The sequence below is a fragment of the Streptomyces sp. NPDC051684 genome, from assembly GCF_044453445.1.
In the GTDB taxonomy this organism is placed as follows: Bacteria; Actinomycetota; Actinomycetes; order Streptomycetales; family Streptomycetaceae; genus Streptomyces.
This window is the reverse complement of record NZ_JBITCS010000004.1, coordinates 76608-99340: the sequence shown is the minus strand read 5'-3', so window position 1 is coordinate 99340 and position 22733 is coordinate 76608. Positions and strand designations below refer to the sequence as shown.

The window sequence follows — 22733 nt, the reverse complement described above, 5'->3', positions numbered from 1 at the left end:
CATCCGCACGAACAGCAGTCCACCGAAAATCATGACCAAGAGTTGACGAGAGTTGATGTTCGTGCTCGCCCGCGCGGAGCTCCGCGCAGCCCATGGCGCGTGTCCCGGCGTGTGATTGACTGGCTCGCATGGCCCCGCCTCTGTCTCTGTCCCCGCACTCGTCAGCCCGGTCATGACCACGGAGCCGATGCCGGCCACACGTCCCCGCAACCGCAGGCAGCTGATCGTCGAGGCGGCCGGGCGACTCTTCAGCGAGCGCGGCTACCACGCGGCGTCCATGGAGGACATCGCCTCCGGCGTGGGCATCACCGCCGCGGCCCTGTACCGGCACTTCCCGAACAAGTACGCGCTGTTCTCCGAGTGCGCGCACGCCATGGTGGACGGGCTCGTCGCCACGCTCGACGAGCTGCCGCCCGAGGCGGACACGGCGGAGCTGTTCACGGCCCTGATCCGGATCACCGTGAAGCGCCGCGCGGAGGGCGGTGTGTACCGGTGGGAGGCCCGGTACCTCGACCGCGACGACCGGCGGCTGCTGCGGGGGAAGTTCGCGCGCGTCGTCGGGCGGGTGACCGAGGCCGTGCGCAGGGAACATCCCGGCGAGCGCGCGGAGTTGCGGGTCGTGGCGGCGCTCGGCGCGATCGGGTCGATCACGATGCACCGTACGTCCATCGCCCAGCGCCGGGCCGAGGAGCTGCTGCTGACGTGCGCGCTGCGGCTGGTCGCGCCGGACGCCGCCCGGCCCGCCGAGGTGAGCGGCCGTCCCGTCGAACTCCCGGCTCTCCCGGTGGCGCGCTCGCGGCGCGCGGAGATCCTCTCGGCCGCTGTCCCGCTGTTCGCGCGCGACGGGTTCGCCAATGTCACGAACGGCCAGATCGCGGAGGCGGTTGGCCTGGCCCCGTCCGCGCTCTACCGCCACTATCCGGGCAAGGTCGACATCCTGGCGGCGGCCTGCTTGCAGGCGGCGGGGCTGCTCGCCCAGGCGGTGGACCGGAACCTGGAGGGGACGGCGGACCCGCACGAGGCGGTGGCGGCGCTGGCGGCGACGTACGTGGCGTACAGCTTCGAGCACACCGCGCTGACGAGCGTCGCGGAGGCCGAGTTCGGAGGGCTGCCGGCCGAGTCGCAGCGCCCCTTGACGCTGGCGCAGCGCGAGCACATCGCCGTATGGGAACAGCAGGTGCGGCTCGCCCGCCCCGAGCTCGACCCGCGGCAGGCCCGCGTCCTGGTGCATGCCGGGTTCGGCGTCGTGGTCGAGGCCGGGCGGAGCATGCGGTGGCGGGACAGTGCCGAGCACCGGGCGACGGTGGCAGGGCTTGTGGTGCGGGCGTTGGGGCTCTGAGCGGTGAGCCCCAACGCCCGCGTGGGGGAGGGGTGTCAGTCCTGGCGGTTGTGCGTCGGGATCACGATGGGCGTCGTCTGCCCCGACGCGCCCTTGTTCAGGAACCCCATGGCCAGCGCGCGGACGAACTGGTCGAACAGGTAGAACGCGCTGGGCGCGACCGGGTTCAGCCCCTCACGGAACAGGATGAAGGCCGGCCACACGGTGCGGATCAGGGCCGCCGAGGCGTAGTCGCGCTTGAGCCCGAGCCAGTCGCCGATCTCGTTGCTGAGGACGTAGCGGACGAACTCGTTGAGGAACCCGCGCGTCACACCGAGGTCGATCTGCGCGGTCAACCCCAGCAGATCCTCGGCCAGTTCGATGCCCTCGGTGGTGGGGGAGAGAATCGGCGTGAGGACCTGGGCCGACTGCTTGTGCGCCTCGTCCCAGGACTTGGGGATGTACTCCGTGTGCACGCCGAGCAGGTGCAGGGCGACCTGCCAGCTGTGCAGGAACGCCTCCTGGTCCTCGGCGTTGAACGGCACCTTCCACTCCAGCAGCTTCTTGTGCACGAACGTGCCGAGGCTGTGGAAGGTGACCAGAATGTCGGCGTTGCTGATCGGGATCTTCTGGTCCGCGACCGCCGACCAGTGCGGTGACTGCGGCAGCATGTGCCGCACCGCGGCGTGCACCATGCGCGTCTTGTTGGCGGTGACGATGAACTGGCCCTCGGGCTCCAGGCCCTTGAGCTGCGCCAGGTCATAGCCGAACGTGAACGTCTTGGCCGCGCGGTCCTGCATGTCGGCGCCGCCCGCAGACCAGTAGACGCTCTTCGCCTCGCGCGGGATCACGGTGCTCATGATTCCGCTGCCGAGCCCGTAGAGCAGGAAGAGGTACGTGTCCTTGCGCCGGTTGAAGTCGGCGGCACGGGCCAGCTTCTTCGGGTCCGCCCAGGAGGGGAGCTTGTTGACCTCCCGCAGATACGCGGTGAGCTCGGTCGGCAGGCCGCTGGGCAGCGGGTCGTTGTTGTTGACCCACGGTTCCATCGCCTTGTTGACGGCCGGGACCTGTCCGCTGGTGATGATCTTGGCCATCAGTGGATCGATGGCGTCGTCCCACACGTACTCGGGATCGGTGCCAGCTCCGGAGCCCGCGATCGAGCCCGTCGGCGACCAGGCCCATGCGTTGGTGGCGGTGCCCGTCGCGCCCACGAGTCCCAGCGCGGCACCGAGCGACAGGATGTTTCTGCGGCTCAGATTTGTCATTGACTTACTCGCTTCCCTGGTTGGCCAGGCGGTTCAACAAGCCAGGGTGTGCTGGTTGTTGGGCTCTCCGCCATGCTTCAAATCTTGTTCCAGGATGTGATTTCTGATTAACATAGCGAGGCGCGCAGTCATCGACAAGAGAGTCGGCAAGAGTGCCGAGAGGGCATCGAAGTGACCGGTGCGAACCGGCGCACCGGTCCCGTACGAGCGAGGAGCCCGCATGAGCACGGACCAGGCCCGCCCCGCGTGGGTGACGGACGAGGCGATCGCGCGATGGTGCGGCGGGGTGCGCCGCGACGCGAAACGCGAGGAGTCCGGGGAGCCCGAGCCGCTGACCGCGCTCGCGCCGTTCGACCTCGCGCCGACCGCGGCCGTCCCCACCTGCACGACGGGGGACGTGGCGGAGGCGGTGGCGGGCGCCCGCGCCGCCCAGGCGGCCTGGTCGGGGGCCTCGGCGAAGCACCGCGCCGACGTCGTACTTGCCTTCCACGACCTGCTGTTGAAGCGGCAGGACCGGGCGCTCGACCTCATCCAGTGGGAGACCGGCAAGGCGCGCTACCACGCGTGGATGGAGGTGGCCCAGGTCGCGACGATCGCCCGGCACTACGCCCGGCGCGCCCGGCACTACCTGGCACCGCGCCGCGTGCGCGGAATGATCCCGGGCGCGACCAGGGTCCAGGAGGTGCGGGTGCCGAAGGGGGTCGTCGGCATCATCTCGCCCTGGAACTACCCCCTCTACCTCGGTGTCGGCGACGTCCTGCCCGCGCTCCTCGCCGGCAACGCCGTGGTCTCCAAGGCGGATTCGCAGACCGCGCTGACCCTGTTGTGGACGCGGGACCTGATGGCGGAGGCCGGGCTGCCCGCCGACCTGTGGCAGATCGTGACGGGCCGCGGCTCCGTCGTCGGCACCGCCCTCGTCGAGTCCGCCGACTACGTGTGCTTCACCGGGTCGACCGCCACCGGACGCGTCGTCGGGGAACGTGCCGGGCGCCGCCTGGTCGGCGCCTCCCTCGAACTCGGCGGCAAGAACCCGCTGATCGTGCGCGCCGACGCCGATGTGACGGCGGCAGCGGCGGGCACGGTGACGGCGGCCTTCGCCAACACCGGCCAGATGTGCATCCACATCGAGCGCGTCTATGTGCACGAGCGGATCTACGACGCGTTCCGCGACGAACTCGTCCGCGCGACAGAGGCGTTGCGCCTCGGCCGGACCTACGACTACACGTCGGACCTCGGTTCCCTCACGTCGAAGGCGCAGCTCGCGGCCGTCGAGTCCCATGTCGACGGGGCGGTGTCCCAGGGAGCGAGCGTGCTCGCGGGCGGCAGGGCCCGCCCCGACATCGGCCCGCTCTTCTACGAACCCACCGTCCTCGAAGGTGTCACACCGGAGATGGCCGTGTGCGGCGAGGAGACCTTCGGACCGGTCGTCTCGCTCTACCCCTACGCCTCCGACGACGAGGCGGTCCACCTCGCCAACCAGGGCAGTTACGGCCTCTCGGCGTCGATCTGGTCCAAGGACACCCGCGAGGCCGCCCGCCTCGCGCGCCGGATCCGGTCCGGCTCGGTCAACATCAACGACGGCGCCGCCGCGGCCGCCGGCAGCATCGAGGCGGGGATGGGCGGCATGGGCGACAGCGGACTCGGCAGGCGCCACGGGTCCGAGGGCATCCGCAAGTACACCGAGAGCCAGACGCTCGCCACACAGCGGCTGCTCCCTCTCGGTCCGACGAAACCGGAGGAGAGCTCGGTGACATCCTTCATCCGCCGTACGAACGGCCAACTGGCCCTGCTGCGCAGGCTGGGGGTCCGATGAGCGGCATCGGCGAACGGTGGAAGGCCCTGCGCGCGGTGGAGGGACTGGTGGACCCGGCCGAACTCGACGCCCTGTGGGCGGACTTGGAGACGGTCGAGGCGTCCTCGCTCCTCGGCCACTGGCTCGGCTTCGCCTTCCTGACAGGACACCCCATCGAGAAGGTGCTGGCGGCCAGCCGCTGGCACGGCAAACGGTTCGATGCCCTCGACGACGCGAAGCCCCTGATCTGTCGCGCCGAGGACGGCAGCCTCTACTCCGACACCAAGGCGGGCCGCGGCGAGGCCAGCCTGTGGAACGTCGAGTTCCGCGGCGAGGTCACCGCCACGATGGTGTACGACGGGATGCCCGTGTTCGACCACTTCAAGCGGGTCGACGACACCACGCTCATGGGCGTGATGAACGGCAAGGCCGGCGTCGTGCTCGCGGAGGGGCGGCACTTCTACTTCGGGCTTGAGCGCGAAACCCCGGACCGTACACGAGGGCCTGGGTGCTGACATGAAGACCTCGGTACTGCTTTCGCGCGGCGCCGCGCCCAGCGAACTCGTCGACGCCGAACTCGACGATCCGCGCCCGCACGAGGTGCTCGTCCGGATCGAGGCGGTCGGCGTCTGCCACACCGACCTCGCCACCAGGAAGGCGCTCGGGGACCGCCCCGCGGTGCTCGGCCACGAGGGCTGCGGCGTCGTGGAGCGCCTCGGGTTGCAGGTCGCGGGCCTTGAGGCGGGGGAGCGGGTCGTGCTCTCGTTCGCGCACTGCGGTCGCTGCGGCCAGTGCCGGGCGGGCCATCCCGCGTACTGCGACCTCGCGACCAGTCTCAGCAACTCGGGGCGCCGAGCGGACGGCACACCGACAATCCGCGTCGACGGCGACCCGGTGTTCGGCTCCTTCTTCGGGCAGTCGTCCTTCGCCGCGGCCGCGTTGGTCGACGCCCGTTCCTGCGTGCCGGTCGGCGACGTACCGCCGTGGGTCGCCGCACCGCTGGGCTGCGGATTCCTGACCGGGGCGGGCGCGGTCCTCAACGTCCTGAGACCGGGGCCCGGAGACCGGCTCCTCGTGGTCGGCGCGGGTGCGGTCGGCAGCGCGGCCGTGCTGACGGCGCTGTCCGAAGGGGTGGAGGTCGTGGTGGCCGAACCGGTCGCCGCGCGCCGGGAACTGGCGGCCCGCTTCGGTGCGCTGCCGGTCGCCTCCCTGGACGAGCCGCTCCCGTCGGTGACCCACGCCCTCGACACCACCGGCCGCCCGGACCTCGTGGCCCGCGCGCTCACGCTGCTGCGGCCCCGCGGCACGCTGGCCGTGGTCGGCCTCGGTCCCGCCAGGGCCGAGATCGACGTGCGGGACCTGATGCTGCGCGGGCTCCAACTCCGGGGCTGCGTCGAAGGAGACGCGGAACCCGCGCAGCTCGTACCGGAGTTGATCGGCCGCTACGAGAAGGGGCTGCTGCCGCTGGACGAGCTGGTGACGACGTACGGGCTCGGGGAGTTCGACCGGGCGGTGGCGGAGCAGCGGGCGGGCAGGACGCTGAAGGCGGTGCTGCTTCCCGGGAGTTGACGGGGGGGCAGACGGACGGTGGCGGCTCAGGCGCGGCGGTCCATCGGGACGTGTCCCCGGGCCCGCCCGTCGTCGTCCAGCAGGCGCCCCATCCGCTTGGCGGTCAGCAACGTGACATCACGGCGCAGGATGCGGGCAGTGGGGAGCCGGGAGCCGAGGCGGGCCTCGAAACCGGCCGCGTCGCTCAGGGAGCGGGCCCACGTCGAGACCAGCAGATTGGCCTCGCCCGTCACCGCCATGCACAGCCGGACCCCGGGCAGCGCCGCCGCCAGGTGCCCCGCGGCGTCCAGTTCGGCGGAGGGCACGGCGACCCGGTACGTGCTGATGACCGGGCGGCCCGCCGCCAGATGGGACACGTCGCAGCGGATCCTGACCTGGCCCGAGGCCAGCATGCGGGCCAGTCGGCGGCGGACCGTCGCCTCGCTCGTGCCGGTGTCCCGGGCGAGCTCGCTGTAGGGGCGGCGGGCGTCCCAGGACAGGGCCCGGAGCAGCGCGCGGTCGGCCTCGCCGTGCTGCGGCGCCGCCGCTCCGGCCGCCGCGGCGGCCGCCAGACGGGAGCGCTGGCCCCGGTCGAGCGCGTGCACCTTCCAGTCCGCGCCCTCCCGGTAACTGTGCAGCACCACGGAGAGTTGGACGTTGCGGGCGCCCGGCAGCCCGGCGAGCGGGCCGTCGGCGAAGCGCGTCAGAGCCGCCGTACCGGAGCAGGACAGGGTGAGGAAGAGGGCGCCGTCGGAGCCCGTGGTGCCGCCCCCGGTGGTGCGCTCGACACTGGCCACGCGCGGGTCCGCGCACGCGGCCTCCGTGGCGGCGGCCAGGCTGCCCGGAGCCACGGCCACATCGGCGAAGGCCATGCACAGGCGCTGTCCCCGCGCATGCCGCTCCCACGTCTCGTACGCGGTGCTCCAGGCGAGCCCGCAGGCGCGCAGCCGCTCCCAACGACGGGCGGCGGTGGTGGCGTCGATGCCGAGGACCGCGCCGATCCGTGACCAGGGGGCGCGGGGGCTGGTCTGCAGGGCGTCGACGAGCGCCATGTCCGTCTCGTCGAGGTCGTGCATGTCGGCCGGGGCGGCTGCGTCAGGGGTGCCCGCGTCGTACCTGTCGGCAGCTCGGGAGTCGCACATGTCGGCAGTTGAGGTGTCGGAATCCTGCATCCCATGGGGGATGGATTCCGGCATCGGTGCGGAGGCGGGCGGCATGGCGACCATTGTGGGGCCACTCGCACCTGCCCGTGCGGCGGCCCCCGGCACAGGGGCGGACACCCGCCGCACGGATGTGCGCGCCTGCCCGGACGCGGACCCGTCCAAGGGCCCAGGCGTGCGCGCCCACCCCTGGGGCCCGTCGGCTGGATCGGGCCCCACTCGCGACACACACCGTGGAGCCGCCGTGAGCGCCACCGACACACCAACCGACGCGCCCGCCGCGCCCGCCGAGGGCCGGGTCCGGCTCGACCGGGCCGCGAAGACGACCGTGGGCCTGCTGTTCCTGGCCTGGATCGTCGACTACATCGACCGGCTCGTCATCAACCTCGCCCTGCCGCACATCGGCACCGAGTTCGGCATCGACCGCACCCAGCAGGGCATGGTCCTCTCCGCGTTCTTCCTGGCCTACGCGGCCTGCCAGATACCCGGCGGCCTGCTCGCCGACCGGTTCGGTTCCAAGCGGATCCTGCTGTGGGCGATGCTCATCTGGTCCGTGTTCACCGCCCTCACCGGGACCGCCTGGTCGTTCGCCGCGCTCGTCGTGATCCGGGTGCTGTTCGGCGCGGGACAGGGCATCTTCCCGGCCGCCGCGATGAAAGCCGTCGCCGAACGCACCGGGCCCCGCGAGCGGATGACGGCGAGCGGCTGGATCTCCTCGTCCAACTCCTTCGGCGCGGTCGTCGCACCGCTGATCGCGGGCCCCGTCATCGCCCTGTGGGGCTGGCGCATGTCGTTCTACGCCGTCGCGGGACTCGGCGTCGCGACCTTCGTCCTCGTACAGCTCCTGCTGCCGCCGGCCCGGCCGGCGGCCCGCACGGAGCCCGCGGAGGGCGGCGGTGGAACGCGCGCGCTGCTCGCCACCCCGGCCATGTGGCTGTACGTGGGGATGCTGTTCGGCTACGGCATGCTGGCCTGGGGCCTCAACTCCTGGGTGCCCTCGTACCTCCAGACCGAGCGCGGGCTCTCGCTGGAGAGCTCGGGCCTGCTCACCGCGCTGCCCGCACTGTTCGGCGGCCTGGCGATGATCCTGAGCGGCTGGTGCGCGGACAAGCTGAAGGGCCGCCCGGCGCTCCTTGTCGCGCCGTCCATGACCGTCGCCGGCGCGGCGGTGCTGGCGATGACGCAGGCCGGGAGCCTGGTCGCGTTCGAGACGCTGCTGTGCGTCGCCTTCGCCGCCTGCACGTTCTGCTTCACGCCGATCTTCGCGGTGCCGCTGCGGACGCTGTCGACGCGGCTGAGCGGCGCGGCCTCCGGAATGATCAACTTCGGCGGCCAGTCCGCGGGCATCCTGGTGCCGATGCTGATGGGATATCTCGCGGACACCTACTCGTTCACCGTCGCCTTCGCCGTCCTCGCCCTCGGGGCGGCGCTCACCGCGGTGCTCGCACTGCTCAGCCCGCAGACCTCCGAGACCCTGCGCACCCGGCTCGGCCCGGCCGTCCGGAACTGACCACTCGCCCCACGTACTCAGCGAAGGAGCTTTGCCGCATGACCACCTCCACGCCTCCCGCCTGTCCGGTCGACCCCGCCCGGCTCACGCTGCCCGCCGGCACCCCCGCCGACGAGGGGCTCGCGCGGCTGCTGCCCGCCCTGGACGAGCTCTACCGGGACCTGCACGCCCACCCCGAGCTGTCGATGCACGAGACCCGCACCGCCGAGATCATCGCGACCGTGCTGCGCGCCCAGGGCTGGGAGGTCACGGAGCGCGTCGGCAGCACCGGCGTCGTCGGCGTACTCACCAACGGCGAGGGCCCCACGGTCCTGCTCCGCGCCGACACCGACGGGCTCCCGCTGGCCGAGGACACGGGCCTGCCCTACGCCTCGACCGACACCGCGACGGGTCCCGACGGCCACGAGGTCCCGGTGATGCACGGATGCGGCCACGACCACCACGTCACCGCGCTGCTCGGCGCGGCCGCCCTGTACGCGGCGGACCGTACGTCCTGGCGTGGCACACTGCTCGCCGTCTTCCAGCCCGGCGAGGAGATCGCGGCGGGCGCCCGCGCCATGGTCGACGACGGCTTCGCGGACCGCTTCCCGCGCCCGGACGTCTGCCTCGGCCAGCACGTCAGCCCGCTGCCCACCGGCACGGTGGCGCTGCGCCCCGGCACGACCATGGCGGCCGCGGACAGCTTCCGCATCCGCCTGTACGGGGCCGGGGGCCACGGCTCGCAGCCCGAGCTGACGGTCGACCCGATCGTCCTCGGCGCCCAGGTCGTGACCCGGCTTCAGACGATCGTCTCCCGGGAGATCGCGGCGCAGGACGCGGCGGTGGTGACGGTCGGCTCGTTCCGGGCCGGCCACAAGGAGAACATCATCCCGGACACCGCCGAGCTGAAGATCAACGTCCGGACCTTCGACCCCAAGGTCCGCGAGCGCGTCCTCGCCGCCATCGAGCGGATCGTGCGCGGCGAGGCACAGACCGCAGGCGCCCCGCGCGAGCCGGAGATCGAGCCGCTCAACGCCTTCCCGCTCACCGTCAACGACGACGACGCCGCCGAGCGCGCCCGCACCGCCCTGCTCTCCGTCTACGGCGAGGAGGGCGTCCAGCACATGGCGCGCCCGCTCTCCGGCAGCGAGGACTTCGGCGTCTTCGGCACGACCCTCGACTGCCCGTCGGTGTTCTGGATGTGGGGCAGCTTCGACCCCAAGCTGTACGAGGGCGAGGACCCGACGCAGCCGCGCCCGGGCATCCCCGGCAACCACTCACCGCGCTTCGCCCCGCAGACGGAGCCGGTCATCGAGTGCGGGGTGCGCGGACTGCGCGCGGTGGCGGCGGAGTTCAACGGTCCGGCGGCCTGACCGCACCGCCGCCCCGATGTCTCAGGGCCGGATCTTCTCCAGGTCCTCGAGCAGGCCCGGGTGGGTCGGCTGCCAGCCGAGAGCGGCGCGGGTGTGCGCGCTGCTCGACGGCTGGTCGGTCGCGAAGATCGGCCCGAGCGGCCCGAAGCTCTCCTCCGGGACGGACGCGGACGGAACGCCGAGACGCCGCCCGATGACCGCCGTGATGTCCCGTACCGCATCGCCCTCGTCGGCGACGGCGTGCCACGCGGTCCCCGCCGGTGCCTTCTCCAGGGCGAGCCGGAACAGGACGGCGGCGTCGAGCGCGTGGACGGCGGGCCAGCGCTGCGTGCCGTCGCCCGGGTAGCCGGCGACGCCGGACTGCCGGGCGATCTGCGTGAGCAGCCCGGCGAACCCGCCGTCGCCCTCGATGTGCACCGTGCGCGGCAGCCGGATCGCCGAGCTGCGCACGCCGTGCGAGGCGAGGCCGAGGGCACGCTCGACCGACACGCTGCGCCCGCCGACCGGCCCGTCCGTGGGCAGCGGATCCTCCTCGGTCGAGGCCCGCCCCGCCGCATGGGGCGTACCGGACACGGTGACGAGCGGCCGGTCGCTGCCGACGAGGGAATCACCGAGCGCCGCCAGTGCGGCGCCCTCCTCGGCCACCGACCGCGCGAGCGCCTCCGGCGAGCTGAAGTCGTTGCTGAAGGCGAGATGGACGACGCCGTCGGCCTGCTGCGCCGTGGTGCGCAGCACGTCGAGATCGGTCAGCCCGCCACGGACCACGTCCGCGCCGACGGCCGCGGCCTTCTCGGCGGAGGCGTCGGAGCGGGCGAGGGCGGTGACCGCGTGACCCGCCGCGAGCAGTTCGGCGACGACGGCCGAGCCGATCAGGCCCGTGCCACCGGTGATGAAGACGCGCATGGCGGACTCCAAGGTGCGAAGGAATGAGTGATGCGACATGTGTCGCATCACCGACCACGCTACACCCACTGATGCGACATGTGTCGCATCACTTAGGATGGCCGTATGCCGAGATGGAAGCCGGATGCCCGGCAGCGCCTGGTCGTGGCGGCGCTGAGCCTGTTCGCGGAGCAGGGCTACGACGACACGACGGTGGCCCAGATCGCCGAGCGCGCGGGCCTCACCCGCAGCACCTTCCACCGGCACTTCGCCGACAAGCGGGAGATCCTCACCGCGGGCCAGAAGACCCTGAGCCGTCTGCTGGTCGAGGGCATCGCCGGGGCCCCCGACGACGCGACACCGGTCGCGGCCGTCGCGGCGGGCCTCGAGCGCGCCTCGGGCGAGATGACCTCCTTCAACCGCGAGCTGAGCCCGCTGCTGCAGGCGGCCATCGAGGCGAACGAGGAACTTCAGGAGCGCAACGCCCTGAAGAGCATCGGCATGGCCGCCGCCATGGTCGAAGCACTGCGCCACCGCGACGTCCCGGAACCCACGGCCCAGGTCGCCGCGGAACTCGGCGTCCTCGCCTTCAAACTCGGCTTCACCGAGTGGGTCGCCCCCGCCCGCGACGAGTCCCCCGGAGAACTGGCCCCGTTGGTCCTGGCCGCGCTCGAAGAATTGCGCGGGGCGGCGACGGAGCTTCGATAGCCCGGTTGATCCGCCCCGCCCTCGACCCACACCCGCAGCGCCGACGGCCGCACGGTGTCCATGTGCACCCGGTTGACGGCGATCGCGCTGCGCCGCGCGGCCGCCTCCGGTTCGCCGGTGTTGGTGTTGACGTCGAAGCGGGGGAAGTTGCTGGAGGAGACGTCCAGCCGGATGCGATGGCCGGCCGCGAATCGGTTCGCCGTGTCGGGTACCGTCACCTCGATCTCGTACACCTCACCGGGGACCAGCGGTTCGGGCCGCTCGAAGGAGCGGTGGAAGCGGCAGCGGAAGATTCCGTCGGTGAGGTTCATGGCGAAACCATGCGGATGGTCGGGATTGGGCGGGTACTGGTCGATGAGCTTGATGGTGAAGTCGGTGTCGGGCGCGGAGGACGACACGTACAGCTTCACGGAGACCGGGCCCGCGACCACCACCTCCCGTTCCAGGGGCGCTGTGAGGACGCTGATGACATCGGCGCGGGCGTCGAGCGGCAGATAGGGCTCAGCGGCACCGAACGTGCGGGCGTCCGGCGCGTTCTGGTCGTACGCGCCGCCCGTCATGACCGGCTCTCCGGATGTCACCTGCCCGCCCATGGTGGGCACCGGGTTCCGCGGGTCGAAGTCGTACGCCACCGATGCCTCGGGCTCGGTCGGCGAGGTGGGGGAGAGGCGACCGTCGGTGTGCAGGTACAGGGACACCGGCCGGGTTCCGGACGGCGGCCAGGCGGTGTCCGTGCGCCACAGATGTTCCTGCTCGGCCTCGTCGTCGCGCTGCCGACGGCGCTGCTGACCGTGCTCGTCTTCTCGGTCGTCCTGCGCTGGATGAAGTGGGACCCGGCGAGCGACGAGATCGTGGACGGCGAGGCGGGGGAAGTGCGCGGGGAGTCCGGCGCGTCCGCCTCCGTTCCCGCCGCGCGGAGCGCCGGCCCCGCGCTGTCCGCCGCCCCAACGCCCAGCGGAACCAGTGCCGTTGGAACCGTCACCGACGCCCCCGCCGAACTGTCACAGACTCGGACGCGAGAGTCCCGCCCACTGCCCCTCGCTCTCGCCGTCGCCCCGGTCCTGCTCGTCCTCGTCCTCATCGCGGGCGGTGCACTCGCCGACGGCCTCTCCCTGGACGCGGCGCCCATCGGATTCCTGACCGACCCGGTGGTCGCGCTCCTCCTCGGCACCACCGTGGCCTACGTCTTGGCGCGCCGCGTCCGGTCCAGGGACGAGATCGGAGACGTCATCGGGAAGTCCCTGGCGCAGTGCGGTTCCATCCTGGTGCTCAGTGGCATCAGCGGTTCGCTGGGAGCCGTCATCGAGCGCTCCGGCATGGGCAGGACGCTCGGCGACCTCTTCGCCTCCGGCATCCTCCCGCCGCTGCTGCTGGTCTGGATCATGGCCGCCGTGCTGCACATCGCGCTCGGCTCCATTTCCGTTGCGGGCATCACCGCCGCGGGCATCCTCGCCCCCATCGCGGGCCACTTGGACACCCCGCTGGCCCTGGTGGCGCTGGCGGCCGGCTCGGGCGCCCTCTTCGTGCCCCACGTGTCGAGCAACTTCTTCTGGATGTTCCAGTCCCTGCTCGGCTTCTCCACGCGGGGCACCATCAAGACCCACACCGTCCCGATGACACTTGCCTCGCTGATCTCGCTGCCGATCATCCTGACGGTGGCGGTGTTCCTCTGAGCTCACCCGCCCCACATCCCGCCTACGGCGACGGCGGAGTGACCGACACGATGTACTCCACCGGACCGTCCCCCGCACCGCGGTACAGGTGCGGCTGGCGGGCGTCGAAGGTGATGGACTCCTGCGCGGTCACCTCGTGGGTGACGCCCCCGATCTCCACGGTGAGCGTGCCGTCGATGACGTAGGCGCACTCCGTGGAGGGGTGCGCCCACGGCTCGTCGCTCGTGGCCGCGCCGGGCGGGAGGATCGCGCGGAGCACCTCCAGGCGCCCGTTGCTCCCGGCCAGGCGCTCGTACTGGACGAGGCCGCGCGGGCCGCTGATGGTGGAGCGCTCGCCGGGCCGGCTGATGTGGACCGCCGGGGCGTCCTCCTCGTCGAACAGGGCGACCACCGAGGCGCCGAACACGTCCGCGAGCCGCCGCAGGGTGGCCAGGCTCGGCTCCGTGACGCCCCGTTCGACCTGGCTCAGGAGCGTCGCCGAGAGGCCGGCCTGTTGGGCCAGGGCACGCAGGCTCATGCCCCGCTCCGTGCGCAGCGCCCGCAGGCGAGTGCCGATCATGATCCTCCGTACAGACTGAGTGCACATCTCGTTCTGTGAACGCGCTTTGACGATTGCGATGTCGGAGTTTAGCGTCTCGGATCGCCCCCCATGTGCAGTCACACTGCACGTGGGAGACGCCCGAACGCGATCCGATCCGAGCCGACTTGTAGGGGATGCGATGGCATCGACGGTACCGAGGCCCGCCACGGCCCACCGCTGGCTGCTCGTCCTCCCGTTCGTCTGGCAGGTCGCGCTCGTGCCCGTGGTCAACGACGTACGGGTCGCGCCGCTGAACATCCCGTTCCCGATGCTCTGGCAGATGCTCGGTGTCCTCGCGTCGACCGCCGTCATCGCCCTCGTCTTCCGCCTCGACCGCAGGGCGGGCGTGGACGCGGAGGAGGCCCGATTCCTCGAACTCACCGAACCGGCGCGGGGCGACAGCGCGAAGGCCGAGGGTGAGGTTTCGTGACACTCGCACTCGTCCTCGCGATCGTCGTGGGCACCGTCGTCGGCGCGATCGGCTTCGGCCGCCGCGCGAGCAGCGGCGCCCCGGCCACCACCCTGTCGGGCTGGGCCGTCGGCGGACGCCGCTTCGGCACCGTCCTGTTCTGGTTCATGAACGCCGGCGAGGTCTACACGACCTTCGCGGTCCTCGGTATCTCCGGCTACGCCTGGGCGATGGGCGCCCCCGCCTACCTCGCCTTCACTTCGGTCTCGTTGAGCTACGCCCTCGGCTACTGGCTCATGCCGAAGATCTGGCGGGCCGGCCGCAAACACGCGCTGATCACGCAGGCCGACTTCTTCGCCGCCCGCTTCGGCGCGCCCTGGCTGGGCGTCGTCACCGCGCTCGTCGGCATCGCCGCCCTCGTCGTCTACGTACAGATCCAGTTGGTCAGCCTCAGCCTCATCGTCCGGCTCACGCTGGGCGGTTCGGTGTCGTCCGACGCGGCCGTCGTCATCGGGGCGCTGGTGATGCTGGCCTTCGTCTTCCTCGCCGGGCTGCGCTCGGCCGCGTTCTCCGCGGGCGTCAAGGACGTCCTGATGGTCGTGGTCGTCATGCTCCTCACGGTCACCGTGGCGGGCAAGGTCGGGGCCTCCTCGCTCTTCGACGTCTTCCGCCTTGCCGAGGAACACCACCCGGGTATCGGGAAGTTCCCCGGCATCGACCCCGCGTCCCCGACCACCTCGACGTGGCTGATGACCTCCGCGCTCAACGTGGCCCTCGGTAACTGGGTGTTCCCGCACCTGTTCCAGGTCTCCTACTCGGCCGCCTCCAGCACCGCGATCCGCCGCAACGCCATCTGGCAGCCGCTGTATTCCCTCGCGTACTTCTTCGTGATCCTGCTCGGCTTCGCGGCCCTCGTGGCGGGGACGAAACCGGCGGGCGGCGGCCTCAACGCGGCGCTGCTGCAGTTCGTTTCGGACAGCTACCCGGCCTGGATGGTCGGCCTCGTCGCCGGCACCGGCTTCCTGCTCGCGCTCGCCCCCGGCTCCGTGCTGCTGCTGACATCCGGCGTCCTGTTCGCGCGCAATGTGGTCGGCCCCGTGGCACGCCGCGGCCTGTCCGACCGCACCACGCTGTTCGTCTCCCGGCTTTCGATGATCGGCTTCGCTGCGGTCGCCGTGTGGCTGACCATCGGCCGCAGTCAGTCGCTCGTAGACATCCTGCTCAACGCCTACTCGGCCATCGGCATGCTCGCCCCGGCCGTCGTCCTCGCCTTCCTGTGGCGCCGCACGTCCGCGATCGGCGTGCTGCTCGGCCTCGTCGCCGGGTTCACCGCGCTGCTCGCGCCCTTCGCCAAGGACTACTGGGCCGCCCACCTGCCCGAATGGGAACCGGGCCTCATCGCCATGGCCGTCAACGCGGTCGTGGTCCTGGCCGTCAGCCTGATCACGCCGCAACCGAAGGAGCAGGCCGTACGGGTGGGCCTTGGGCTCTCGGCGGCGGACTGTGAACCGGCGGCACACAGCATGAGGACGGGAGCCGCATGAGCGGGAACGCCGAGGAAGAGGAACTGGTCACCGAGCTGTACGACCTGAGGGTCAGCGTCGACAGCATCGAGGGCCGCTCCGTGTGCGGCATGGAAGTCGGCGACTACTTCGAACTCGTCGACAGCGCCCGCCTGCGCATCCCCGAAGGACGCCACTTCTGCGTCTACGCGTTGCAGGCGGTGCTCCCGCTCCTGCCGGCCAAACAGCGCGCGCTGCCCGCGGGCGACTGGCTCGAACGGGACACGCTCGTGTGCTGCCCCGACCCGGAAGAACGACTGATCATGCGCATCGACCGCACGGCGCGGTGCCGCCTGAACACGGAGGACCTGACGTGACGGACGCGCCCCACCCGGCCACGGACCGCAAGAGGGTCGAGATCGGGCTCGGCCTGCAGAGCGACAAGCACCCCGAGGACTACGCCCGTCTCGCCGCCCGCGCCGAGGAACACGGCTTCGACGTGCTCTCCGTCTTCGGCGACCTCATGTACCAGCCGCCGCTCTTCCCGCTTCTGGAGATGGCCCGCGCGACACACCGCGTACGGCTCGGCGCCGCCTGCTGGAACCCGTACTCGATGCATCCGTACGAGATCGCCGGCCAGGTCGCCGCCCTCGATCTCGCCTCCTCCGGGCGCGCCTACCTGGGCCTGGCCCGCGGTACGTGGCTCGGCGACGTCGGCATCGGCCAGCCGCGTCCGCTGGCGCACATCCGGGACGCGGTGGGGCTGATCCGCACTCTGCTCTCCGGCTCGGCGGACGGGTACGAGGGAGACGTGTTCCGGCTGGCCCCGGGAACGCGGCTGCGCTACCGGCCGGAGCGCCCCGACGTTCCCGTCCTGATCGGCACCTGGGGCGCGCGCACGGCGGCCCTCGCCGGACGTATCGCGGGCGAGATCAAGATCGGCGGTTCGGCGAACCCCGCCATGGTCGACGTGATGCGCCGCCGGATCGCGGGCGGGCCCGGGGCCGAACCCGCGGACCATGTGGGCATCGTGGTCGGCGCTGTGACGGTCGTCGACGAGGACGGGGCGCGGGCGCGGGCCCACGCCCGTACCGAGGTCGCGATGTACCTCGCGGTCGTGGCCGGGCTCGACCCGACCGTCGACGTGCCCGCCGAACTCCTCGCGGGCGTCAAGGAGCGGCTGGCCCGGGGCGACTCCGTCGGGGCCGGGAAGCTGATCCCCGACGAGCTCCTCGACCTGTTCGCCTTCTCCGGCACGCCCGAACAGGTCGCGGCGCAGGCGCAGTCGCTCATCGACGCGGGTGCGTCCCGCGTGGAGTTCGGGACGCCTCACGGCCTCACGGATGACGCGGGCGTCGACCTGTTGGGTGCCCGGGTGTTGCCGCTCTTGGAGCGCTGACGGATCGTACCGGCGGACGGGGTCGAGGTCGCGGGGCGCTGCCCCGGGCCCCGCTCCCTCAATCGCCGGAGGGGCTTGATGTGGTCCGTAGTGCGTCGAACGTCGCGATTCCCCGCTCGCCGCCGCCACCGTTCACCGCGCTCATGAACGCGCCCACGTCCTGCCCGCCCGCCGCACTCCCCGCAGGGGACGCCGTGCCGACCGTCCTCCACGTCGTGCCGTCCGTGCTGAACTCGCCTTTGTATGTGGCCCCTTGACGGGTCAGCCGCAGGCGCACCGGCGCCGACACCGCGCCGCCCGCCGTCGTGACGGAGTCGAGGTGGCCGTTGCCGTCGGCGTCCCAGGACAGTGCGCATCCGTTGGACGGTGTGACCGCGAGGTTGACGTAGCCGGAACTCTCCTTCGCAGTCAGGTCGTTGCGTACGATCAGGCCCGCGCGTGCCCAGCCGCCGGTGCGGTCCTGGGAGGCGACCCGGACCGAGGCCGAGGCCCCGTCGGTCAGGGCGCCCGGACGATAGATCGCGCCGAACTCGTCCGTACCGCCCCACAGATCGGAGCCGCCGCCCTCGATGGCGAAGGACTCGCCGGACTGTCCGAACACCGCGTCGTTGAAGGACGCCGTCCGGTAAGGCGCTTCGACGCCGGTACCCGCCAGCAGGCGGACCGCGTCGACCGCCGCGCCGCGCGCCGTGCCCATCCGGTACGCGGCGTCGGCGCGCACCTGGAGCACGAGCCGGGACACCGCTCCCGTCAGCGACACCGTGAAGCGGACGGTGAACTTCTCGCCGGGAGCCACCTCTGCCGCCTCGACCGGCCCTTCCGCGCGGGCCGTAAGGCCGTCGGGCAGGTCGAGGGAGAGGGTGACGTCGCGTGCGGGCGCGAGGCCGTTGCGGTTGGCGAACGTGACCTCAAGGGAGGCTGGTTCGTCCGCGGAGACGGTGGCGTGCGTGACGGAGGCGGTCAGCGTGGCCTGGTGCGCGGCGCCCGCGAGGGTGTCGTGGATCCGGCGCGCGAGTCGTTCGGTCGACCCCGAGGGGCGGCGCGGATATGTTTCGTGCCCGTGCGCCCACTCGTCGTCGATCGCGAACCAGTCGATCCCGGCGGGCTCGCGGTTCTCGGCGAGTGCCTGGGACAGTTCGGCGAAGTACCGGCGCCAGCGCGGCAGATAGAGGCCCGAGACCAGACCCGACCACTCCCGGTTGGCGTAGTCGCGCAGTCCCGCGTCGCTGCCGTCCCGGGCTCCCCAGGTCGTCAGGATCGACCGGGCGTCGTGCTCCAGGAGGTCCCGTTCCGCGCGATCGGCTCCCCAGGAGCGGGCCTCGGCGAGCCACCGGCCCAGCAAGTGCTGCTCCGAGGTGGCGAGTGCGTCGTCGAGGAGCTTCATCCAGTCGAGCCATGTCCGCGTGAGCTGCTCGAACAGCGTCGCGTCCTGGACCTCGTACGCCGCTCTGATCTGCGGCAGCAGCACCCGGCTGCGGTTGGCGAGGGCCTGCCGGGCGACGTCGAGCAGGTCGTGCCGGTAGGCGGCGCTGTCGCGCAACTTCGGGGCGACGGCGAGGAGTTCCGTGAGTGCGCGGTCGAACGCCGCGGTGTCGTAGCGCTCGGACTGCGGACTCCACGCGGCGGCCGACTTCACGTTCAGCCCGGGCCTGGCCCCGAAGAGGCCGTCGGGCGCCTCGCTCCAGGAGTCGGTGCGGCGCATCCCGTACGCCGTCCCGCGCAGCACCCGCCAGGCGGCGGCCGCGTGCCGGTCGGCGCCGCCGTACCGGGCCGCCGCCCACCGCCCGAACCAGTCGTCGAGGTCGACGTCGCCCGCCGTCCACGCGAGGTCCCCGAGCAGCGCGAGCGCCGCGGGGTTGTTGTCGGCCCCCTCCGGCATCGCGGCGATCCCGGACAGCCTGCTGCCGTCCTTGTCCCGCCAGTGCGGATAACTCTCCACCCAGTCAGGGGTGTTGGCGCCGAGCGCCGTGTGCCCGCCGAAGTTCCAGATGCTGCCGTACGCGTACGGGGTGCCGCCCCAGTCGCTCTCCCGGTCGGTCACCGTGGCGTAGCGGTCGGAGAGGCCGTCGACGATCAGCATCCGGTCGCGGTCGACGGCGTCGAGGATCTCGCGGCGCGGATTGGTCTGCCAGCCGAGGATCGCCCACACGGCGCCGGGGTGGGCCGTGCGCAGGGCGGTCTCGACGGCGCGCGCGGCCTCGCCGACCGGCACGTCGCCCGGCCGGCCGCCCTCGTGCAGCAGGTCCATCTTGTACATGGAGGTGCCGCCGAGCCGTGCGTCGAGCCGGGTGTAGAACTCGGCGCCCACCTCGGTGAACGCCTTGGTGCGCGGGTCGAGCCAGTCGGGGCGCTGGAACCCGCTCCAGGTGCCCTGCGGCACGACCTTCGCCCCGTCGACCCGCTCGGGGAAGTGGTCGGGCACGGTGCCGAACCAGCCCGGGAGCACCGGCTTCATGCCCAACTCCCTTACCCGGTCGGCGATTTTGCGCCCGAGGTCGGCCCGCCGCTCAAGGAGGCGGCGGCTGATCGGGCCGCCGAAACCCGACATGTTCTGCAGCAGCCACCACGGCTGGTGCGCCGGAGCGGGGATCCAGGCCAGCAGCTCGGCCTCGGAGTACCCGAACCGGCGGAACGTGTCGAAATGGGCGGCCTCCACGCCGGTCGTCACCAGGACCTCGTTGAAGCCGTGCAGCGCGAGCACGTCCAGCTCCCGCTGCCAGGCGTCCCAGTCGCGGTACGGGCCGGTGTAGCCGTCGTTGGTGTCGTTGAGGGCGAACCGGTGGGAGACGTTCGCCGACGCCGTCAACTCTGCCGAAGGTGCGGCTAGTTGGGTCGGCAGGTTCAGTTGCTCACCGTTCCAGGTGATGGACGCGTGGGCCACATCGCGCAGATAGCGGTGCAGGCCGGCGAGGAGTGTGGCCGAGGTCGAGCCCTCGACGACGATGTGTCCGCGCGTGCCGGAGATCCGGTACCGGTCGGCCGCGCCCCCGCCTTTTGCGGGGCGGAAGGTGACCTGGTCGTGGTGGCGGGGAAGCAGCCGGCGCAGCGCCGCGTCGGCGGGCCCGGTGTCGAAGCCCTCACCGCCGCCGGTGACCCCGAACGCGGCCGTGCCCGGCGCGGGCAGGGCGGCCGTGACACCCAGCACGAGCGCCGTGCTGGACAGCAGGCGTCTGCGACTCAGGCGGGGACGGTCCGGGTGCTGCGGGGTGGATCCGGTCACGAGGTCAACTCCCGAATGACGGCCGCTCTGGCCTTCTCGATGTCGGTGACGTCCTTGGTGCGGCCGTCGAGGTTCCTGGTGGCGAGGTCGAGGGCGGCCTTCAGTGCGTCGCTGTCGTCGCCGCGCCCGGCGTCCGTGAGCTTGTCGCGCAGCTGCGCTATCAGCTCGAAGTCCTCGATGCCCTCCTTGAGTTGTTCCCACCGGATGCTCGACATCGGACCGTCCTTCCCCGGATAGACGAGATATTCGTCCCCCTGGGTGAAGATGTGCACCGGCTGCGCGAAGGGGTCGGAGGTCCAGCTGTTCCACGACCAGCGCAGCACTCCGTCGAGCCGCCGCTGGGCCGCGACCCACGGCAGCATCCGGGCCTCGACCGCGGGGGAGTACGAGAAGGTGTTGGGGTGGTCGGGGCTGCCGTACACGTAGAACGTGCTGATCTTGCCGTCCTTGCGGCGCTCGGCGATCTTCTCCGGGGTCAGCTTGTCGAGGCCGCCCCAGTCGACGGCGAGGTTCGAGGCGAGGGGCTCCGTGTTGATGGAGCCGGCGACCGAGATGCGCCGGTCGAAGGCGGGCGCCACCTCGTGCACGAAGTCCCGCACGACCGTCATGGTGTCGACGGGCCGCTCGTCGAAGGACAGCCAGTGTGGTCGAGGCGGCCCGTGTCCCGCAGATGCCGCTCGAACGCCCGCAAGAAGGCGCCCCACGCCTGCCGCCAGCGCTTGCCGCCCAACTCGACGTTCTCGTACACGTTCTTGCCGGTGCGGGTGTCGACATACGTCAGGTGTTCCTTGTCCTGGAAGGCCAGCATGGAGTACGCGCCGATGTCCGGGCCGAGCCCGGCGCGCTCGGCGGCGGCGACGTACTTGTCCCAGCGGTCGAAGCCGAAGCGGAACCGCTCGCCGTCCCAGCTCCAGCGGACCATGCTGGAGTACGGGGTCGCCGTCTGCGACTTGTTGCTGCCCAGGGCCCACGGATGGTGCCAGGGGTTGTCGACGACGGTGGTGTTGACGACCTTCTGGCCGCGGCTCGCCAGGTCCCGGTTGTAGGTGTCGATGAGCTTCCAGTGCCGCGCCGACCAGGGCGCGACGTGGTGCGCCTGCGCGATGGTCTCGGGCTGGGCCCAGACGTCCAGGAAGAACCGGTAGTGGGCCGGGTCGGGCAGGGTGACGTCCGCGACCTCGATGGTCAGCGGGTACGTGGTGTGGGTCTTCCCGTTCGTGGTGACGGCGACCGTGCCCTGGTAGGTGCCGGCCGGAGTCCCCTTGGGGATGCGGAAGGTGAACCACAACGGCTGTGCGGCGTACGCGGGCACGTCGACGGCCGGCCGCTCCTCCAGCGCGTCCCCCACGACATCCGGATTGCGGTCGCCGGACACCTCGGTGGCCGAACTCACCTGGTCGATGGTGGCGGACCAGTCCTGTTCCGTCTTGGACCGCTGCACGGGCACGTACTTCACGAAGCGCACCTGGGCCGGGTCCCCGCCGAGCCGGACGCCCTGGGGGCCGGTCAGCTCACCGACGCGCGCCGATACGCCGCTGAGCGGTGTGCCCGAGGCGATGGCGAGCTGAGCGGACACCTGCTCGCCGCGCACCGCGGACAGTTTCAGCTCCTTGGTGTCCTTGCCCTGGATCGCCTTCTGCGGATACCTCGGCACCCGCACCTCCGCGGAGTGCGCGAACGCCCCGGTCGGCACCCAGGTGATCGTGTCCCTGGTCCCCATCGCGTCGGCGACCTTCGCGCCGAGCCAAGTGGAGGGCGTGTCCTGCGGGTCGGGCGCGGCGTCGGGCGCGCCGCTCGTGGCGAACACGGTGGTGCCGGCGGCGACGAGCAGCCCGGCGACGAAGCCTGCGACGAGCGAGGCTGGGTGGGTGCCGCGCCGTCCCGGCCTTCGGAGCGAAATGCGCACGTTTCATGTCCTTTGTTCGTATGGAACCCGGACTGAGTGCTGCCACTATGCAAGAGCGTGCTTGATTCGCCCCATGTTTGAGCACGAAACGTCAACGTGTCAACGCCGCGCGCAGCGCCACCGTCAGGGACCGGCCGCTCCACACCAGGTCGGGAAGGAACGCGGCGGCGTGGCCCTGCTCGACGAGGCGGAGGTGGAGCAGCAGGTCCGTGGTCTCGAAGCGCACATCGGGCTCGAAGCCCGCCGCGCGGGGAGCGCGCTCTCCGGCTCCAACTGCGTGACGTGGACGCGCAGATGCGGCTGACGGTCGCGGAGCAGCCCGAGCGCCGCCTCCGTGTGCGCCACGAGGATCTCGGCCTGCTCCGTCAGCCGCACCCGCCGCCCCACCGGCTCCAGGAGCGGGACACCGACCTCCGCCTCCAACTGCGAGAGCTGCTGCGAGACGGAGGACGGCGCGTAGGACAGGGCCGAGGCGACGGCGGCCAGCGTGCCGCGCAATGGTCGGTTCG

Annotated in this window: 17 protein-coding genes and 3 pseudogenes; 12 read left to right on the top strand and 8 right to left on the bottom strand. The window is 71.8% G+C overall.

The window, feature by feature from the left end:
• The first annotated feature begins 172 nt into the window (after positions 1-172).
• Positions 173-1339 carry a TetR/AcrR family transcriptional regulator gene (locus ACIA8D_RS06420; protein WP_399229249.1) on the top strand — a complete coding sequence of 389 codons (1167 nt, stop codon included), beginning with the start codon at positions 173-175 and terminating at the stop codon, positions 1337-1339.
• A 35-nt stretch (positions 1340-1374) separates the two neighbouring features.
• On the opposite strand, the gene ACIA8D_RS06415 is transcribed toward ACIA8D_RS06420, so the two are convergent.
• Complete coding sequence (locus ACIA8D_RS06415) at positions 1375-2583, bottom strand: oxygenase MpaB family protein (RefSeq protein WP_399229248.1); 1209 nt, start codon at positions 2581-2583, stop codon at positions 1375-1377.
• A 220-nt stretch (positions 2584-2803) separates the two neighbouring features.
• Here ACIA8D_RS06415 and ACIA8D_RS06410 point away from each other — a divergent pair, with 220 nt between their 5' ends.
• The 3 genes from ACIA8D_RS06410 to ACIA8D_RS06400 are packed head-to-tail and all read left to right on the top strand — an operon-like array spanning position 2804 to position 5944.
• A complete protein-coding gene (locus tag ACIA8D_RS06410) occupies positions 2804-4396 on the top strand; it encodes a succinic semialdehyde dehydrogenase (RefSeq protein ID WP_399229246.1) in 1593 nt (530 codons plus the stop codon).
• Positions 4393-4890, top strand: a complete 498-nt coding sequence (locus ACIA8D_RS06405) for a DUF4334 domain-containing protein (protein WP_399229243.1) — start codon at positions 4393-4395, stop codon at positions 4888-4890. The genes ACIA8D_RS06410 and ACIA8D_RS06405 overlap by 4 nt, the downstream gene beginning before the upstream one ends.
• 1 nt (position 4891) lies before the next feature.
• Positions 4892-5944, top strand: coding sequence for an alcohol dehydrogenase catalytic domain-containing protein (locus ACIA8D_RS06400; protein WP_399229241.1), 1053 nt, complete (start codon positions 4892-4894; stop codon positions 5942-5944).
• 26 nt (positions 5945-5970) lie between these two features.
• Here ACIA8D_RS06400 and ACIA8D_RS06395 read toward each other — a convergent pair whose 3' ends face one another.
• Positions 5971-7065, bottom strand: coding sequence for an Lrp/AsnC family transcriptional regulator (locus ACIA8D_RS06395; protein WP_399229239.1), 1095 nt, complete (start codon positions 7063-7065; stop codon positions 5971-5973).
• A 262-nt stretch (positions 7066-7327) separates the two neighbouring features.
• Here ACIA8D_RS06395 and ACIA8D_RS06390 point away from each other — a divergent pair, with 262 nt between their 5' ends.
• Both ACIA8D_RS06390 and ACIA8D_RS06385 read left to right on the top strand, forming a co-directional pair.
• Positions 7328-8593 (top strand): MFS transporter, encoded by a 1266-nt coding sequence (locus tag ACIA8D_RS06390; RefSeq protein WP_399229237.1) that lies wholly within the window; start codon positions 7328-7330, stop codon positions 8591-8593.
• A gap of 38 nt (positions 8594-8631) precedes the next feature.
• Positions 8632-9945, top strand: a complete 1314-nt coding sequence (locus ACIA8D_RS06385; protein WP_399229235.1) for an amidohydrolase — start codon at positions 8632-8634, stop codon at positions 9943-9945.
• Positions 9946-9966: 21 nt separating this feature from the next.
• Here the strand turns inward: ACIA8D_RS06385 and ACIA8D_RS06380 are convergent, their stop codons facing one another.
• Positions 9967-10848: an SDR family oxidoreductase gene (locus ACIA8D_RS06380; RefSeq protein WP_399229234.1), complete on the bottom strand. Its 882-nt coding sequence runs from the start codon at positions 10846-10848 to the stop codon at positions 9967-9969.
• A gap of 105 nt (positions 10849-10953) precedes the next feature.
• Here ACIA8D_RS06380 and ACIA8D_RS06375 point away from each other — a divergent pair, with 105 nt between their 5' ends.
• Entirely contained in the window at positions 10954-11535 is a 582-nt protein-coding gene (locus tag ACIA8D_RS06375; protein WP_399229232.1) for a TetR/AcrR family transcriptional regulator, read from the top strand.
• Between the two features lie 92 nt (positions 11536-11627).
• Here ACIA8D_RS06375 and ACIA8D_RS06370 read toward each other — a convergent pair.
• Positions 11628-12278 (bottom strand): annotated as a pseudogene (locus ACIA8D_RS06370) (CocE/NonD family hydrolase); the annotation flags it as partial.
• Here ACIA8D_RS06370 and ACIA8D_RS06365 point away from each other — a divergent pair.
• A complete protein-coding gene (locus tag ACIA8D_RS06365) occupies positions 12279-13208 on the top strand; it encodes a GntP family permease (RefSeq protein WP_399229229.1) in 930 nt (309 codons plus the stop codon).
• Between the two features lie 22 nt (positions 13209-13230).
• Here ACIA8D_RS06365 and ACIA8D_RS06360 read toward each other — a convergent pair whose 3' ends face one another.
• Positions 13231-13767, bottom strand: coding sequence for a helix-turn-helix domain-containing protein (locus ACIA8D_RS06360; protein WP_399229227.1), 537 nt, complete (start codon positions 13765-13767; stop codon positions 13231-13233).
• A 160-nt stretch (positions 13768-13927) separates the two neighbouring features.
• Here ACIA8D_RS06360 and ACIA8D_RS06355 point away from each other — a divergent pair, with 160 nt between their 5' ends.
• Genes ACIA8D_RS06355 through ACIA8D_RS06340 form a run of 4 tightly spaced genes read left to right on the top strand, consistent with a single transcriptional unit; the run spans position 13928 to position 17098 of the window.
• A complete protein-coding gene (locus ACIA8D_RS06355) occupies positions 13928-14218 on the top strand; it encodes a DUF3311 domain-containing protein (RefSeq protein ID WP_399229225.1) in 291 nt (96 codons plus the stop codon).
• On the top strand, positions 14215-15741 hold the full coding sequence (locus ACIA8D_RS06350; protein WP_399229223.1) for a sodium:solute symporter: 1527 nt from the start codon (positions 14215-14217) through the stop codon (positions 15739-15741). Before ACIA8D_RS06355 ends, ACIA8D_RS06350 begins: the two co-directional genes overlap by 4 nt.
• Positions 15738-16076, top strand: a complete 339-nt coding sequence (locus tag ACIA8D_RS06345) for a TIGR04076 family protein (RefSeq protein ID WP_399229221.1) — start codon at positions 15738-15740, stop codon at positions 16074-16076. The genes ACIA8D_RS06350 and ACIA8D_RS06345 overlap by 4 nt, the downstream gene beginning before the upstream one ends.
• Positions 16073-17098 carry an LLM class flavin-dependent oxidoreductase gene (locus tag ACIA8D_RS06340; protein WP_399229219.1) on the top strand — a complete coding sequence of 342 codons (1026 nt, stop codon included), beginning with the start codon at positions 16073-16075 and terminating at the stop codon, positions 17096-17098. Before ACIA8D_RS06345 ends, ACIA8D_RS06340 begins: the two co-directional genes overlap by 4 nt.
• Before the next feature lie 58 nt (positions 17099-17156).
• Here the strand turns inward: ACIA8D_RS06340 and ACIA8D_RS06335 are convergent, their stop codons facing one another.
• The 3 genes and pseudogenes from ACIA8D_RS06335 to ACIA8D_RS06325 all read right to left on the bottom strand — a co-directional run.
• Positions 17157-20318, bottom strand: a complete 3162-nt coding sequence (locus tag ACIA8D_RS06335; protein ID WP_399229218.1) for an alpha-N-acetylglucosaminidase TIM-barrel domain-containing protein — start codon at positions 20316-20318, stop codon at positions 17157-17159.
• A pseudogene (locus ACIA8D_RS06330) lies at positions 20315-22038 on the bottom strand (glycoside hydrolase domain-containing protein). Before ACIA8D_RS06330 ends, ACIA8D_RS06335 begins: the two are co-directional and overlap by 4 nt.
• Before the next feature lie 295 nt (positions 22039-22333).
• Positions 22334-22722, bottom strand: a pseudogene (locus tag ACIA8D_RS06325) (LysR family transcriptional regulator); the annotation flags it as partial.
• Positions 22723-22733 lie beyond the last annotated feature (11 nt).